Origin of the sequence: Erythrobacter alti (genome assembly GCF_037996805.1) — a bacterium.
In the GTDB taxonomy this organism is placed as follows: Bacteria; Pseudomonadota; Alphaproteobacteria; order Sphingomonadales; family Sphingomonadaceae; genus Alteraurantiacibacter; species Alteraurantiacibacter alti.
Genome location: NZ_JBBNAX010000004.1, coordinates 65,423 through 81,506 on the forward strand (window position 1 = coordinate 65,423; position 16,084 = coordinate 81,506).

General features: G+C 59.6%; 14 protein-coding genes. 13 read left to right on the forward strand and 1 reads right to left on the reverse strand.

All coding sequences use genetic code 11. From position 1 onward, the window contains the following. Window positions 1–22 precede the first annotated feature (22 nt). The 9 genes from AAC850_RS05200 to AAC850_RS05240 are packed head-to-tail and all read left to right on the forward strand — an operon-like array spanning window position 23 to window position 9,488. On the forward strand, window positions 23–640 hold the full coding sequence (locus tag AAC850_RS05200; RefSeq protein ID WP_340587587.1) for an NADH-quinone oxidoreductase subunit J: 618 nt from the start codon (window positions 23–25) through the stop codon (window positions 638–640). After that, entirely contained in the window at window positions 637–942 is a 306-nt protein-coding gene (gene nuoK, locus AAC850_RS05205; RefSeq protein WP_340587588.1) for an NADH-quinone oxidoreductase subunit NuoK, read from the forward strand. The genes AAC850_RS05200 and nuoK overlap by 4 nt, the downstream gene beginning before the upstream one ends. Before the next feature lie 4 nt (window positions 943–946). Beyond that, window positions 947–3,013, forward strand: coding sequence for an NADH-quinone oxidoreductase subunit L (gene nuoL / locus AAC850_RS05210; protein ID WP_340587589.1), 2,067 nt, complete (start codon window positions 947–949; stop codon window positions 3,011–3,013). After that, the gene (locus AAC850_RS05215; RefSeq protein ID WP_340587590.1) at window positions 3,013–4,554 is read left to right on the forward strand and encodes an NADH-quinone oxidoreductase subunit M; all 1,542 of its coding nucleotides are present in this window, start codon (window positions 3,013–3,015) and stop codon (window positions 4,552–4,554) included. The genes nuoL and AAC850_RS05215 overlap by 1 nt, the downstream gene beginning before the upstream one ends. Further along, window positions 4,554–6,017, forward strand: coding sequence for an NADH-quinone oxidoreductase subunit NuoN (gene nuoN, locus AAC850_RS05220; RefSeq protein ID WP_340587591.1), 1,464 nt, complete (start codon window positions 4,554–4,556; stop codon window positions 6,015–6,017). The genes AAC850_RS05215 and nuoN overlap by 1 nt, the downstream gene beginning before the upstream one ends. Window positions 6,018–6,027: 10 nt before the next feature. Then, window positions 6,028–6,762: a biotin--[acetyl-CoA-carboxylase] ligase gene (locus tag AAC850_RS05225; RefSeq protein WP_340587592.1), complete on the forward strand. Its 735-nt coding sequence runs from the start codon at window positions 6,028–6,030 to the stop codon at window positions 6,760–6,762. Next, the gene (locus tag AAC850_RS05230) at window positions 6,746–7,534 is read left to right on the forward strand and encodes a type III pantothenate kinase (RefSeq protein ID WP_340587593.1); all 789 of its coding nucleotides are present in this window, start codon (window positions 6,746–6,748) and stop codon (window positions 7,532–7,534) included. The genes AAC850_RS05225 and AAC850_RS05230 overlap by 17 nt, the downstream gene beginning before the upstream one ends. Next, a complete protein-coding gene (locus AAC850_RS05235) occupies window positions 7,534–9,186 on the forward strand; it encodes a ribonuclease J (protein WP_340587594.1) in 1,653 nt (550 codons plus the stop codon). The genes AAC850_RS05230 and AAC850_RS05235 overlap by 1 nt, the downstream gene beginning before the upstream one ends. An 11-nt stretch (window positions 9,187–9,197) precedes the next feature. Further along, complete coding sequence (locus AAC850_RS05240) at window positions 9,198–9,488, forward strand: DUF1467 family protein (protein WP_340587599.1); 291 nt, start codon at window positions 9,198–9,200, stop codon at window positions 9,486–9,488. A 24-nt stretch (window positions 9,489–9,512) separates the two neighbouring features. Here the strand turns inward: AAC850_RS05240 and AAC850_RS05245 are convergent, their stop codons facing one another. Beyond that, window positions 9,513–12,107 (reverse strand): hypothetical protein, encoded by a 2,595-nt coding sequence (locus tag AAC850_RS05245; protein WP_340587600.1) that lies wholly within the window; start codon window positions 12,105–12,107, stop codon window positions 9,513–9,515. Window positions 12,108–12,176: 69 nt separating this feature from the next. Here AAC850_RS05245 and AAC850_RS05250 point away from each other — a divergent pair, with 69 nt between their 5' ends. From AAC850_RS05250 to AAC850_RS05265, 4 genes are all read left to right on the forward strand, one after another. After that, entirely contained in the window at window positions 12,177–12,482 is a 306-nt protein-coding gene (locus AAC850_RS05250; protein WP_340587602.1) for an Hpt domain-containing protein, read from the forward strand. A 100-nt stretch (window positions 12,483–12,582) separates the two neighbouring features. Further along, window positions 12,583–13,716, forward strand: a complete 1,134-nt coding sequence (locus AAC850_RS05255) for a hypothetical protein (RefSeq protein ID WP_340587603.1) — start codon at window positions 12,583–12,585, stop codon at window positions 13,714–13,716. Between the two features lie 34 nt (window positions 13,717–13,750). After that, the gene (locus AAC850_RS05260; RefSeq protein ID WP_340587604.1) at window positions 13,751–14,707 is read left to right on the forward strand and encodes a hypothetical protein; all 957 of its coding nucleotides are present in this window, start codon (window positions 13,751–13,753) and stop codon (window positions 14,705–14,707) included. 4 nt (window positions 14,708–14,711) lie between these two features. Next, window positions 14,712–16,076 carry a sensor histidine kinase gene (locus AAC850_RS05265; RefSeq protein ID WP_340587605.1) on the forward strand — a complete coding sequence of 455 codons (1,365 nt, stop codon included), beginning with the start codon at window positions 14,712–14,714 and terminating at the stop codon, window positions 16,074–16,076. Window positions 16,077–16,084: the final 8 nt, after the last annotated feature.

Sequence of the window (16,084 nt, forward strand, 5' to 3'; positions counted from 1 at the left end):
CAAGAACCCACGGGGACCGAATTTGACCGCGTTTGCCTTCTACCTGTTCGCCACCATCGTAATCGCGTCCGGCGCGATGACGATCCTTGCGCGCAACCCGGTGCATTCCGTGCTGTGGCTGATCCTCGCCTTCTTCAACGCCGCGGGCCTGATGGTCATCGTCGGGGCCGAGTTCCTCGCGATGCTGCTGATCGTGGTCTACGTAGGCGCGGTCGCGGTGCTGTTCCTGTTCGTCGTGATGATGCTCAACATCGATTTCGCCGAACTGCGTGCCGGCTTCATGAAGAACGCACCCCTGGGCGTGGCCGTGGCAGTGATCCTGCTGGCAGAGCTGGTGCTGGGCATTGGTGCCTATCGTGCGGGCAAGCTCGACCTTGGCACTCCGCTGGGTGACGCGGCTCCGGTTGCTGGCGCGAGCAATACCGAGAACATCGGCGTGCTGATGTACGGCAAGTACCTGCTCCTGTTCGAACTGGCTGGCATTATCCTGCTCGTCGCGATGATCGGCGCGATCGTTCTGACTCACCGCGAACAGCGCAGCACGCGCGGGCATCAGGATATTTCCAAGCAGGTCAGCCGTCGTCCTGAAGAAGCGACGCTGAACGTGAAGCCGGAAATCGGCAAGGGGGTCGAGCTGTGATTGGCATCGAGCATTACATAGTCGTCAGCACGATCCTGTTCGTGCTCGGCGTGCTGGGCATCTTCCTCAACCGCAAGAACATCATCGTCATCCTGATGGCGATCGAGTTGATCCTGCTCGCGGTCAACATCAACCTCGTGGCTTTCAGTGCCTTCCTTGGCGATTTGTCGGGACAGGTCTTTGCCATGTTCGTCTTGACCGTGGCTGCGGGTGAAGCGGCCATCGGGCTCGCCATCCTCGTCATCTATTTCCGTTCACGCGGCACGATCGCGGTGGACGATGTAACGCAGATGAAGGGCTAGGGACTTGCAGACCTCCATCCTGATTATCGTCTTCGCGCCCTTGCTGGCGGCCATTATCGCCGGGTTGGGCAACCGGATGCTGGGCAATTTCGTTGCCAAGCTGATTACGACCGGCGGGCTGTTCCTCGCCTGTGCGCTAAGCTGGCCGATCTTCCTCGGTTTCCTGACCGGCAGCGAAAGCGCCGCCGTTGTGCCGGTGATGAAGTGGGTCGAATCCGGCGCGATGAGCTTCGACTGGGCGCTGCGGGTCGATACGCTGACAGCCGTGATGCTGGTGGTGATCACCAGCGTTTCCGCGCTCGTCCACCTCTATAGCTGGGGCTATATGGACGAAGATCCGGACCAGCCGCGCTTCTTCGCCTATCTCTCGCTGTTCACCTTCGCCATGCTCATGCTGGTGACCGCCAATAACCTCGTCCAGATGTTCTTCGGTTGGGAAGGCGTGGGCCTCGCGAGTTACCTGTTGATCGGCTTCTGGTTCAAGAAGCCGAGCGCCAACGCCGCCGCGATCAAGGCCTTCGTGGTCAACCGCGTCGGCGACCTTGGCTTCATGCTCGGCATCTTCGGCACCTTCCTGGTGTTCCAGACCACCAGCATTCCCGAAATCCTTGAGATGGCTCCGGCGATGGAAGGAGCGAGCAGTATCGGCTTCCTCGGCATGCGTGTCGATACGATGACCGTGCTCTGCATCCTGCTGTTCATCGGCGCAATGGGCAAATCCGCGCAGCTTGGCCTGCACACATGGTTGCCCGACGCGATGGAAGGTCCGACACCGGTTTCCGCACTGATCCACGCTGCCACCATGGTGACAGCAGGCGTTTTCATGGTTTGCCGCCTATCGCCCATGTTCGAAGCTGCGCCTGCCGCGCTTGCGTTCGTGACGGTGATCGGCGCTGCCACGTGCTTCTTCGCCGCAACCATCGGCACGACGCAGTGGGACATCAAGCGCGTGATTGCCTATTCGACCTGCTCGCAGCTCGGCTACATGTTCTTCGCTGCGGGCGTTGGCGCCTATGGCGCGGCGATGTTCCACCTGTTCACGCACGCCTTCTTCAAGGCACTGCTGTTCCTTGGCGCGGGTAGCGTAATCCACGCGATGCATCACGAGCAGGACATGCGCTATTACGGCGGGTTACGGAAAGAAATTCCGTTCACGTTCTGGGCGATGATGGCGGGCACGCTGGCGATCACCGGGGTGGGGATTTACCACCTCCAGGCAGGTTTCGCTGGCTTCTGGTCGAAGGATGCCATTCTCGAAGTCGCCTATGCCTCTGCCGGTGAATACTCAAACATGGCCTTCTGGCTCGGCACGATCGCCGCGCTGCTGACGAGCTTCTACAGCTGGCGCCTGATGTTCCTTACTTTCTGGGGCAAACCGCGTTGGGCGCAGTCCGAGCATATCCAGCATGCGCTTCATCACGGCCATGATGATCCCGATGATCACAATCCTGCCAGCCAGGAGGACGCGGGCGAACTGCACCATCATGACGTGCCCGCGGCTTCCGATCATGAGGGCACCGGCGGCTATCACCCGCATGAAAGCCCGTGGACCATGCTTGCGCCACTCGGCCTGCTGAGCATCGGCGCGATCTTCGCAGGTCAGGTGTTTCACGATGCCTTCCTCGATCAGGAAAGCTTCTGGAATGGGTCCATCGCTTACAACGCAAGTCTGATGCACGCGATGCATGAAGTGCCGGTGCTGGTGAAGTATGCCGCCTTCATCGTGATGGTGCTCGGCTTTGTCGGAGCATGGTACGCCTATATCCGTAACACCGACCTGCCGCGCCAGACTGTCGAGCAGCTCGGTCCGATCTACACCTTTGTTCATCGCAAATGGCTTTTCGACGAGCTGTATCATTACATCTTCGTCGTTCCCGCTTTCTGGCTCGGCCGCATCCTGTGGAAACGTGGTGACGAGGGCACGATCAACCGCTTTGGTCCCGATGGGGCCGCGTGGGTCGTGTTGCAGGGCAGTGGCCTTGCGAAGAAAGTTCAGTCCGGTCTTCTTACGAGTTACGCCCTGATCATGCTTATTGGCCTTGTCGCCGCCATCACCTGGGTGCTGTTCTGATGGATGGTTTTCCGATCCTCTCCGCCATGCTGGCGGTGCCGATGCTGGGCGCCATCATCTGCCTGTTCGTGGACGCGAAGCCTGCGCGCATGGTTGCGCTGGCCGCCACGCTGATCGACCTAGCGCTCGGCGTATTGCTGTGGGTGAATTACGACATCGGCGGTGCGCAATGGCAGTTCCAGGAGTATTCCGCGATCTTCGGCGGGTTCGCCTATGCACTGGGGATCGACGGGATTGCGCTGATGCTGATCATGCTCAGCGTATTCCTGATGCCGATCTGTATCGGAGCGAGCTGGAACGCGATCACCAAGCGCGTTGGCGAGTACATGGCGGCTTTCCTGTTCATGGAAGTGCTGATGATCGGCGTGTTCGCCGCGCAGGACCTGTTCCTGTTCTACATCTTCTTCGAAGCCGGCCTGATCCCGATGTACCTGATCATCGGGGTATGGGGCGGCGATAACCGGATCTACGCCAGCTACAAATTCTTCCTCTACACTTTGCTCGGATCGGTGCTGATGCTGATCGCCATGCTGTGGATGGCAAATGCGGCCGGCACGACTTCCATCCCCGTGTTGATGGAGTACGACTTCGCAGCCGAGGCACAGACATGGCTGTGGCTCGCCTTCTTCGCCAGCTTCGCGGTGAAGATGCCAATGTGGCCGGTCCACACCTGGCTTCCCGATGCGCACGTCCAGGCACCTACGGCAGGATCTGTGATCCTTGCCGGCGTGCTTTTGAAGCTCGGCGGATACGGTTTCATCCGTTTCAGCCTGCCGATGTTCCCCGATGCCAGCGCGCAATTCGTGTGGCTGATCTGGGGGCTGTCGATGGTCGCAGTCGTCGCCACCAGCCTGATCGCGCTGGTGCAGCACGACATGAAGAAGCTGATCGCCTACTCATCGGTGGCCCATATGGGCATCGTGACCGTCGGCCTGTTCGCCTTCAACGTTCAGGGCCTTGAAGGCGCGATGATGATTATGCTCGGCCACGGTCTTGTGTCGGGCGCGCTGTTCCTGTGTGTGGGTGTGATTTACGACCGCCTGCATACGCGTGAGATCGCTCGCTACGGCGGCCTCAGCATCAACATGCCAGCCTATGCGACGCTGTTTATGCTGTTCACCATGGCGAGCGTCGGCTTGCCGGGGACTAGCAACTTCATCGGCGAATTCCTCGCACTTGCCGGTATTTACCAAATCAACAGCTGGGTCGCCTTTGTGTGCACCACCGGCATCATTCTTGGCGCTGCCTACATGCTTTATCTCTATCGCCGCGTTTGTTTCGGCCAGCAGGTCAATGAGGACGCTGCGGCCATGCCCGACCTTTCAAAGCGAGAATATCTCCTGCTTGCCCCGATCGCGGCGGCAGTGCTGTGGATGGGTGTCTATCCCGAAAGCTTCCTTGCCCCCATGCGCGCCGATATCGCGTGGCTTGATGAACGACTGTCCGGTTCGGCGCCGGAAAGCGATGCGCACCTGGTGATTGCCGAACCTTTGCAGGTGGAGCCGGCAGCGCATGATGCGGCTGAAGGGGAGGCGCACTGATGGACTATTCGGCTTCCTTCGCCCTGATCGCCTCCGAGCTGGTTCTCGGTATCGTCGGACTGTTCCTGGTGCTTCTGGCAGCGTTCGGGGGCGACAAGTTTTCGCGCGCGACCAGTATCATTGCCGCCATCGCCCTTGGCGGAGCATTCGCGCTGGTTGCACCGTCTGTCTGTGCTGGCGCCAGTGGGCCTGACACGGTCGCTTTCGGCGGCTTGTTCAGGGCCGATGCCTTTGCCGGGCTAGCCAAGCTGATGATCTTCGCCGCATCAGGCGCGACCTTGATGATCGCCCCGCGCTTTTTCGAGAAAATCGGGTGGATGAAGCCCGAATTCCCGATCCTTGTGCTGTTCGCAACGCTGGGCATGAGCATCATGGTTTCGGCCAATGACCTGATGACGCTATACCTCGGGCTCGAGCTCAACTCGCTGTCCGCCTATGTTATGGCCGCCATGCTGCGCGATGACGAGCGTTCTGCCGAGGCGGGTCTCAAGTACTTCGTGCTTGGTGCGCTTGCCAGCGGCATCCTGCTCTTCGGTATGAGCCTGACTTACGGCTTTACCGGAACGACCAACTTTGGCGGGATCGCCACGGCTGTTTCCTCAGGCATGAATATGGGCCTGCTGTTCGGCCTGATCTTCATCCTGTCGGGCCTTGCTTTCAAGATCAGCGCCGCACCGTTCCATATGTGGACGCCCGATGTTTACGAAGGCGCTCCAACGCCGGTGACGATGTTCTTCGCCAGCGCGCCCAAGGTCGCAGCCGTTGCCTTGCTTGCGCGTTTCACGATGGAAGGCTTCGGCACGCAGGCCGACGCATGGCAACAGGTCGTCATCGCGGCGGCATTGCTGTCGATCGTGATCGGTGCCTTGGGCGCTATTGGCCAGACCAACGTCAAGCGCCTGCTCGCCTACTCGTCTATCAATAACGTCGGCTTTATCCTGATCGGCCTTGCAGCGGCAACAGCTGCGGGTGTGAGCGCGATGATGGTCTATCTGGCGATCTATACCGTGATGACCGTGGGAAGCTTTGTTGCGGTGCTGCTGATGCGCGATGCGGATGGTAACCAGCTTGAGGGCATCTCCGATCTCGCGGGACTTGCAACGACGCGACCGGCGGTGGCTTGGGCGCTGATGGCGCTGATGTTCAGCCTGGCGGGTATTCCGCCGCTGTTCGGCTTCTGGGGCAAGTTCGTTGTGTTCCAGGCGGCTGTGCAGGCCGACCTGCTGGCACTGGCAGCCATCGGTATCGCAGCCAGCGTCATTGGTGCTTTCTACTACATCAAGATCGTCAAGATCATGTTCTTCGACGACGCCGTCGGCACGGTGAAGGGCGAGGGTGATACGCCGCATTGGGCGCTGCTGCTGATCTGCGCGATCATCATTTCCCCGCTCGGATATCTGGCGGCCGGATGGCTCGGCGACCTGGCGGATATGGCAGCGGCATCGCTGGCGCTGCCCGTCTGACAATAGGCCGTTGATAGAGATAGTTCCCAAGACAGGCAGCACAAACGCCGATCTTGCCGCGCGCGTGCGCAACGGAGATGTGATTGCGGAAGGCTACTGGCTCGTCGCCGATCGCCAAATTAGCGGGCGCGGACGGCAGGGGAGGCAATGGCTCGATGCGCCGGGCAATTTCATGGGCTCCACTGCCGTGCGTTTGCAACCGCATGATCCGCCACCTGCCAGTCTCAGTTTTGTCATAGCGATCGCAGTTTATGAAACGCTGTTGCCGCTGATCCCTGATCCAAATGCGCTGCAGCTGAAATGGCCCAACGATCTTTTGCTCAGCCGGGCGAAATTCTGTGGCCTGCTGCTCGAACGCGAAGGCGACAGTATAATAATCGGGGTCGGAATAAATCTTGCCGCAGCTCCCGAAATTGACGGGCGGAAAGTGGGCGCGTTGTCGGATGCCACTCCTACACCGTCGCGCGATCTTGTGGCGCAAAGGCTGGCCGCACAGTTGGAAATCGAAGTGCGGCGTTGGCGTGAATTCGGCGTTGGCCCGATCATGAACCGCTGGCGTGCTGCGGCACACCCGGTGGGCACCGCGCTGCGCGTTCATCAACCGGGTGGAACTGCCATATCCGGCGAGTTTGCCGGACTTGAAGATGACGGAGCGCTGCGGCTGCGTTTGCCCGATGACGCTGTCCATGTCATTCACGCAGGCGATGTGATGCTGGAGGATGGAACCGATGCTGCTGGCAGTTGATGTCGGAAACACAAATGTTGTCTTCGCACTGTTCGATGGGTCCGAGATCCGTACGCGCTGGCGTATCGCCACCGACCCCCGTCGCACGGGTGATGAATACGCGACCTGGCTACTCCAACTGCTGGCGATCGAAGGATTCACACGGAGCGATGTTGACCGCATCATATATTCCTCGGTCGTGCCGCGCGCAGATCACAATCTGACTGTACTGGCGAACAAGTACTTCAACGTCGAACCGTTGTTTGCGGGGCAGGGGGCTGCTGCATGGGATTTCGAGATCGACGTTGAACAGCCGCACACGCTGGGGGCCGACCGCGCGCTCAATTGCATTGCGGCGCATGAGCTTTTCGGCGGTGACATGATCGTGGTTGATTTTGGGACTGCGACCAAGTTTGAAGCGGTCGACTTCAACGGAGCCTACAAGGGCGGCATCATCGCGCCGGGCATTAATCTCTCGCTGGACGCGCTGGTCGGCAAAACTGCAAAACTGCCGCGCATTGCCATTCGCGCGCCAGAAGGCACGAGCGTGATCGGTCGCAACACCGAAGACCAGATGCTGATCGGCGTGTTCTGGGGCTATGTTGCCATGATGGAAGGCCTGATCCAGCGCATGAAGGCCGAAATAGGGCGACCGGTAAAGGTTGTAGCGACGGGCGGGCTCGCCATATTGTTCGACGAGAAAACCGACATATTCGACGTAATTGACGCCGATCTTACCATACGCGGCCTGCAGATCTTTGCTGATCGTGCAACCGGCCGCGCAGGAGCATAATGAAAAAAGATTACACCCCGCAGGACGAGCTGCTTTTCCTTGCGCTTGGCGGCTCGGGTGAGATTGGCATGAACGTCAATCTCTACGGCTGCAAAGGCAAATGGCTCATGGTCGATCTCGGCATGAGTTTTGGCAGCAATGAATATCCCGGTACCGAACTGATGTTCGCTGATCCGGAATTCATCGAGGAGCGCGCCAAGGACCTTCTCGGCATCGTGCTGACCCACGCGCATGAAGACCACATCGGCGCGATCCCTTATTTCGCGGGCGAACTCGATGTACCGCTTTACGCAACACCGTTCACCGCCGACCTGATCCGCCGCAAGCTTGACGAGGCAGGGCTAACCCAGTCAATCGAGCTCAACGTGATCGATGACGATCACGGCAGTTTTGACATCGGCCCGTTCAATATCACCTACCTGCCGCTCGCCCACTCGATCGCGGAGGGAAATGCGCTGCTGATCGACACGCCTTACGGACGCGTGTTCCACACCGGCGACTGGAAGCTGGACGAAGAGCCGATCATCGGCGAGCCAACCACCGACGCCGAACTCACCGAGATAGGTGACGAGGGCGTGCTGGCGCTGGTCTGCGATTCGACCAATGTCTTCAACCCGGTGCCTTCGGGCAGTGAAGGCGCGGTCTATCGCGGCCTGCTGGAAGAAGTGCAGAAGCACAGCGGCAAGCGCGTGCTGGTCACGACTTTCGCGTCCAACGTCGCGCGGCTCCAGACTCTGGGCGATGTGGCGCGCGAAACAGGCCGCCAACTGTGTGTGGCCGGCCGCTCGCTAGACCGCATCATCGAGGTGTCGAAGGCTAATGGCTATCTTCGCGATTTTCCTGAAACCGTTCGTTTCGATGCGGCCATGGAAATACCGCGTGGTGAACTGATGATCCTGGCCACCGGCGGTCAGGGAGAACCACGCGCTGCGCTCAGCCGTGTCGCTGATGGCAACCATCCGCTCGCGCTGGTCGAAGGCGATGTGGTGCTGTTCTCGAGCCGCGTCATTCCCGGCAACGACCTTGCCATCGGGCGGGTGCAGAACCAGCTCGCCGGGCGCGGGATCGAGATGGTCACGGACCGGCAGAGTGAAATCCACGTGTCCGGCCACCCGGGGCGGCCCGAGCTCGAAGCGCTATATGGCTGGCTACGGCCGGATATCCTCGTGCCGGTCCATGGCGAGATGCGCCATATGCAGGAACAGGGCCGGTTGGGCCGTGCCAATGGCATTGAGCACAATATCGTCCAGCAGAATGGCGATATTATCCGCCTCGCTCCCGGAGTGCCGGAAAAGCTGGCCGAAATTCACACCGGTCGCCTCGTTCTCGATGGCGATGTTATTGTGCCGGCAGATGGCGACGCGGTCACCATGCGACGTCGCATGTCGCGTGACGGAATGCTGATCGTCGTTCTTGATGGCGAGGGCGGGGTACAGATCGAAGGTATCGGCCTGCCGCTGGACGAGGACTATCCCGAATTCATTTCCGAGGCACAGGCCGATGTGGTCGATGCCCTTATGAAATTGCGCAAGGGCCGCCGTGAAGACCGCGACGCTATTATGGAAGCAGCGCGGCTAGCTGCACGGCGCGCTGCGCAGCGCTGGTCAGGCAAGAAGCCGCAGACGCGCGTAATCCTCCTTGGTGAAGTCTAAGGACCTACGCAGTGAAGCTCACTTCGATAATTGCGATCTACGCATTGTTCTGGGTGATGAGTGCATTTCTGCTGCTGCCGTTCGGTGTGCGCACCGCCGATGAAGCCGGGGTGGAGAAAGTGCCAGGACAGGCCGACAGCGCGCCGGTCAATTTCCGCCCTGGAAAACTCGCTTTACGTGCAAGTGTTATCGCAGCTGTGCTTTGCGGGCTGTACATAGCCAACTACATGCAAGGTTGGATCACGGTCGACGATATCAACATCTTCGGTAATCCACCCGGCTACGAGCCAAGCGAAAGCTAGCTTTTTCAAGCGCCAGTCTGGGGATCAGTTGCGCAGCCTTTCGATGGCTTGCGCTAGTGCCACGTAGAGCTTGCCGGTATCGCTGGAAAGCAGCGTGACTGCCAGGGCATTGCCATCGCGGGTCGATAGCACTTCGCGCAGCATCCCTTCGAAATCGTGGATGAACCGGTTGACCGTTTCGCGGAATTCGCCGTCCTCGCCGTAAATTTCGGCCACCGACCTAGTATCCTGGCGGCCCAGCAAACGGACTGTCCGACGCGTGAAAATGCCCCGGTCTCCGCGCAAATAGTGCTCCCACTGGGTGTCGGAAACTTCGGTTTCGAAGGCCTTGGAGATATCGATCGCTGCGGAATTAAGCGATTCAGTGATCAGCGCGATGCGACGAGAGAAGTCGCTGTCCACCCGCTCCTCGGCTTGCGCACGCGCAGCTGTAATGCGCTGCTCGAGGTTACCGGCCAGTTCGTTCACCATTGAAAGCTGATCGCGCAGGGATTGCGTAGTTTCCCTACCGCGCTCGGCGGCCTGCGATGCGGCCTCCTCTATTTCTTCGATAACTGCGGTGGTGTCTCGCCGGATGGCCTCAGCCACGCTTTCGCGGCTCTGTTCCGAAATCCGCGAGGCGATTTCTTCGATAACCTCGCGGTGGTCCTCGCGCAGGCTTTCAAGCGCTTGTGTCGAGGAGCCAGCCAGCAACTGGATGGCTTCACGCAACTCGCTGGTTGTTTCTTCGGCCAGTTTCTCGCTTTCTGCAGTCACGATGCCAATTTGTGCTTCAAGCGCCTGCATCTGCTCGAGCGTGGAGGCACTGTTGCCATGCGCCGAAGCGACGTGGGCGGCAAGCAATTCGCCACGCGACTCTGCTTCGGTAACGAGAGTATGCAGCCTGTCTGTTTCGGTGCTGAAGCTGGCCAAACGCGCTTCGGCCTGGCTGATCGAATCTGCAAGTGCGCCTTGAGAGTGATCGGCTCCCGAACGGATGATTTCCAGCAATCTGACGCCATCGTCGGTCAAGCGAGCGATATGCGCCGTGTTTTCCTCAAGCGCAGCACGGCTTTGTGCAAGACGATCGGTGAATTCTTGCGTGACTGAGTCGAGCGTGTCGCGCGTATCGTCTCCTTCCTGGGCGAGCCTGCGAATGTTGCTGTCGATTGCATCCAGTCGAGTGGAAAGGGCTTCGCTACGTTCGCCTAGCGAGCCAAGCAGCGCGGCATATTCCTCTCGGCGATGCGCCATTCGGGCATCGAACGCGGCAAGCTGTTCTTCCAACTCTGCCAGTTCTGCTTGCTGACGATCAGAAGCCGCGTCCTTGCGGCGCCGCATATCCAGATCGAAAGCTTCGAGGCTGCTGGCAGCGTGTGTATCGGTGCGTTCGATTTGCTCGGAAAGTGCAGCAAGACGCTGTCTGGCGCCTTCCATCGCGTTCTCGTCCACAGCCGAAACTCGCGTGATCGTGTCAGTTATGCGGCTCTGCAATTCGGCGAGCGCGTCGCTCCAGGCGGCAACGGCGTTCTCCCGCCCATCAGCAAGTGATGAAAGGAGTTGCTCGCCTTCATTTGTAAGAATCGTGATCTCATTCCGCATGGCAGCCAAGGCGGCATCCTGGCTTTCGCGCTGTTCTGCCTGCCGTGCAGTGAGCAACTCGGAGAGTTCATCGGCGCGGGCGCGGATCGAGGCGAAAGCAGTATCTTCCGACTCGATAATGTCGGTTCGGAAAGCCTCGCTTACTTCGCGCAGCTTTCCGAAGCGGGCTTGCGTAACTTCGCCCAACGCTGTGACCTGCATGTCAAAAGAGTCGAGCGCAGTTGTAACCTTCTCGCTGATGTTCTCAACATGCTTTTCGCCCGCCTCGCCAAATTGGTTCAATCGGTCGAATCCGGCAACCAGCGCTTCGATCTGGCCATGTGCGATGTTGCCTGCGTTGCCAATCTGATTGCTCATATCGCGTGCAGCATTGGACAGGACAGGCAATTGGTCGCGTAAATGCTCCATATTTGCCAATGCGTTATCGCTGACAGTTCCGATTGTTTCCACTTGGGCGCTATTCGTATGGATCAGCTCTTGCAGGCGATCTGCATTGGTTGACAGCCGCTCTGTCGCGACACGGCCCAATGCCTCGAGATCGCGCGACTGGGACGCGATAAACTCGCGGGCCAGGCTTAATTCGCGGTTTACTGCGGTGAGCCGCGATTCAAGTTGGGACGATTCGTAAGCCAATGCCCGTGCAGCATCAGTAAAGCGATTGGCCTCGCGCCGACTGTTGCGCATCGCCAGCAACCAGAAGCCGATGATGAGAATGACGGGCATAGACCAGGTTGCGATCCACTGTGTCCATTGCTCGGCACTTGCCCCGGACATCATCGTTTCCAGATGCACCCATCCGTAAAAGCCTGTCCATGCAAGACCGGCCGCGATCGCCACTGCTGGCACAATCCACGTTCCGCGAGGGCGCGTGGAGTGGCCTTCATCAAGCCAATCTTCCTCTAGCTCGACAGGTTCTTCCCATTCGACTTCATCGACGGCTTCGGCAGAAGTTTCCTCGACCTCATGCCGACCAAAAGTCGGTTCAATTTCCAGTGTTTCGCCTTCTTCGGCGGGCACAAAGTTTCGGCGACGTGTCATCCTGGGACATTTAGCACAACCTACAAGGCTTGAAACCCCGCCTTAACACGTTGTCCGCCATCGTAGGGCATGGCCTATGCGCAGTCCGAATTCGAAATGACGCTCTCGACAGTCGCAGGAAACGATCCTGCGCTGATGGCCGAGTTGCGGACAAGTTTCGCCGACAGCCTCGTGCGCCAGATCGACCTGCTCAGCCGTGCCCGATGCGATGGCAATTGGCAGACCGCCGCCAAACGCCTGAGCGGATTGGGAGCCAGTTTTCACGCCGGGGATCTCGTTTTGCTGGCCGAAGAAGCGCTTGATGGTGCACCGGGTGACCCCGCAGTCGTGCGCAAGCTTAACACCTATGCCAGCAGGTTTTCCGCAAGCGGCTGACCAATCGCCTTGGCAGTATGCCACTCGGCCCCTAGCTTGACGCAAAGGATCGCGTCGACAGGAGCTTGAGAACTTGCGGGCCGCACTTATCAGCCTGCCAATGCCGGGGGAGGGCGCTCAGCCCATCATAGCCGGCAAATCCATCGCGCAACGGCAATTGCTGTTCGCGCGCGAATGCGGCTGCACGATGGTGATTGCACATGGTGGCGGCGCTTCATCCGACGCAATCTCGCTCCGTCAAGCGGTCGAGGGAGCGGGCTTGCGCTATCAAGCGATTTCCAACAGCCACGCACTTGCAGGCGCGATTGGCGGTGAAGACAGCCTGCTTGTACTGCAACCCGGCCTGCTGCCCGAATCGCGCCAGGCGCTCGACTTGCTACGTGCCGATGGCGATCGCCTATTGGTGACATCCGCTGGCCCAGGAGCAGCGGCAGGCTTCGAGCGTATCGATCTCGACCGCGCATGGGGCGGGGCGGTGACGATGCCGGGACGGTGGCTGGAAGCGCTTACCAGCTTGCCGGAGGATGCTGCACCCCACGCGGCCTTGCTTCGTATCGCTCTGCAAAAACGCCTGCCAGAGGCGCGGTTGGCCGATTCGATACTCGATGATGGCCGCTGGATGCTCATCTGCGATGCCCAGACGGCGGAATTGCGCGAAAAGCACTGGATGCGCGACCAGCTTGGAGCCCCGTCAAACGGAGCTGTCTCTCGCACGGTGGCACGCTTTGCCGTTTCGCGCACCGGATCCTGGTTGATGGCGCGCAAGTGGGCGCGGCCGGTCTTGCTTGCCGTCACCGCGATAGTTCTTGGCGGGTCTGTTGCGGCGGCAATCTATGATCAGCCTGTGGCTGCCTTTGGCCTCGCGGCCCTGGCGGTTCCGCTCCTGGAAAGCTTTTTATCCCTCTCGCGCCTTGCAGTCGCACCTTTCGGAAGAATTGCGCGGTTGCCATGGCTACGACGGGCGATTGATGCGGTTCTGCTCGTGATCGCCTTTCTTGCGATAGACAGCCTTTGGTATCGTGCAGCGTTTCCTGCTTTTGTTCTGGTCGCTGGACTACTCTTGCTCGATCGCCGCGCAGTGCGGGGAATCGTCGAAACTCTGCGTGACCGGGCCGTGGTGGCTGCCACAATTGGCGTAGTCGCCGCGATATTTTCGCCTGAGGTCGCCATCATGTCGGTGGTGGCCCTCCTGCTGGCGGTCAAATTGGCTCCTGATGCGAAAGACAGCGGCTAACGCGGAATTAACGCTAACAGGATAATCCGCACGCATGAGCGAATATGGCCAATCTGATGCTTCGGCGGATGCTGTGGGAGATATGCTGCGTGCCGAGCTGGCGCATGGCGATGCGGTTCTCGCAACAACCGGCCCGATTATCCGCCATCTCCTGCTCAACGACGATCACACATTGTTCAACGATCAGGTCATCGCGCACATTCGCGGAATGACAGCCAACATCGCTCGCCAACTCATTTTTGCCGTTGTCGAGCAGGATGGCGCACAGGCGGATAATTTTATTGGCCAGCGAACCAACATGCTCGCTGCGAAGCTGCTGGATGAGGCTGAATTTCTGTCCCATCTACATGCACTTGCGATCGAGACATTAGTCTCGGAGCGGCTCAGCCAGCGCATCGGCATCGATCCCGTTCGCAGCCCGTTCTTGCAGGAACTTGCGGTTTCTTCGGAACAGCAAATATCCGCGACTGCCATGCGAACAATCGCTGCACAGGCGCGTTTTGTTCAACAAGGTCACCGGATGGAGCTGGCGATAACCGAATTGCCGCAGGAATTGTTCGATCTTGCCCTGTCGGCTCTTATTGATGGTCTCGCCCGCGAGAAAGATGCGGTCGCGGCCGCTTCTGCTCAATTGCGGGAATACTATGATCCATCGCAGCGCCGCGCGCAGCATTTCGCAACGCTGGTCGGCATGATGGAAGCGAATGCAACGGAGGCTCTCGAGATCGACAGAGCCGGTCTGGCATTCTTCTCCAGTACGCTTTCGTTGCTTTCAGACCAGCCACGAGATTTTACGATTCTTTCGCTCGGTGAAAAGCAGTCCTTGCGGCTCGCAGTTGAGCTGTGTTCCGCGGGGCTTGAAAAGAGTTTGGTCGAGGAACAGTTGCACTACCTGCATCCGGATCTGGCATTGCCGGAAGGCTTCGAAAATTTGACCGCAGACGACGCCATGGCCCTGCTGGCCAAGCTGCCTTCGGCGGAAAAGGCCTGATCCCATGGCTTCGACAAACATCCTGACGGCCCGAGCTCGCACTGACGCCGATGATCGCCTGATCGAGGCGGAAGAACCGCTTGCAAGCTTCCACCTGCGGGCTGGAGGCGAACTGCCGGGGCCAATTGTCACGCCGGCGTTGCTCGAACTGGTACGCAAGGCGCGGCAGAGTGGTCGACGGATTTCTCGAGCAATTCGTGCACAGGATTCGACCGAGCAGATAACCGCTTGGGCCGAGGTCGTGCCGGGCAAAGCTGGCACGATCATTAACATCAGCACCTGGAAAGCGGAGGGCATTCCTATACCCGACGCTGAAGGTGAAGAATACCAGCGCCTAGCTCTGGTGCGTCACCTCGCAGGCCTTTCGGCACGGCTCGGGCCGCAGCAGGAATTGCTGACAGTCGACTGGAACGCGCCTGACTTACAGAGCCTTGGCGAAGCTATGATGGCGGGAGTCGGGCAGCCGTGGACAGATTTTGCGGTGCCTGAAGGCAATGGCCATCGCCAACCGATGCACTGGCGCCTGTTGGATGGCGTGAAAGTCGCTGTGGCAGATTCTCCGCGTGAATGGGCCGTCCAGCTTGTTCCCCTTGGGCGCGGCGAACCGGGCTCGGATGGTTTTGAGCTCTATCTTGTCCCGAACAAGCCGCTGCCCGAGGTCGCTCGCGGGCATGCTCAAAAACCGGAACGCGCTGCGGGGATTGGCCGCGATATCGCACCGGTCCTTCGTCAACCTGTCAGCCGCATCATCGCTAATTCCGAGACAATCCGTACACAGCTCGCTGGGCCACTGGCGGACGAGTACAGCGCTTACGCGGCCGACATCGCCTCGGCGGGCGAGCATTTGCTGGCACTGATCGATGACCTCACTACGCTGGAGATGGTCGAAGACGAGGAATTCGCGCCTGCCCCCGATAAAATCGACCTTGCCGATGTCGCGCGCCGGGCTTCGGGAATTCTCGGGGTGCGTGCCCGCGATCGCGGAATAATCCTCAATGCGCCTGGTGAAGACGAGAGCGTCCCGGCAATCGGTGAATTTCGCCGCACGCTACAAGTGCTGCTCAACCTTGTCGGCAATGCCATCCGCTACTCTCCCGAAGGCGGACAGGTCTGGATCAGTGTCGAGAAGGCAAATGCCCGCGCCCGCGTCACCGTCGGCGATGAGGGCGAAGGGCTGTCCACTGATGAACAGGCAAAAGTATTTGCAAAATTCGAGCGCCTGGGCCGCAGCGGCGACGGAGGTTCTGGGCTTGGCCTTTACATCTCGCGCCGCCTTGCCGAAGCGATGGGCGGCAACCTGACGGTCGAGAGCGCGAAGGGGAAGGGTGCCCGCTTCACGCTCGAGATTCCGTCAGATCCGGAGGGCTAGGATCCAAG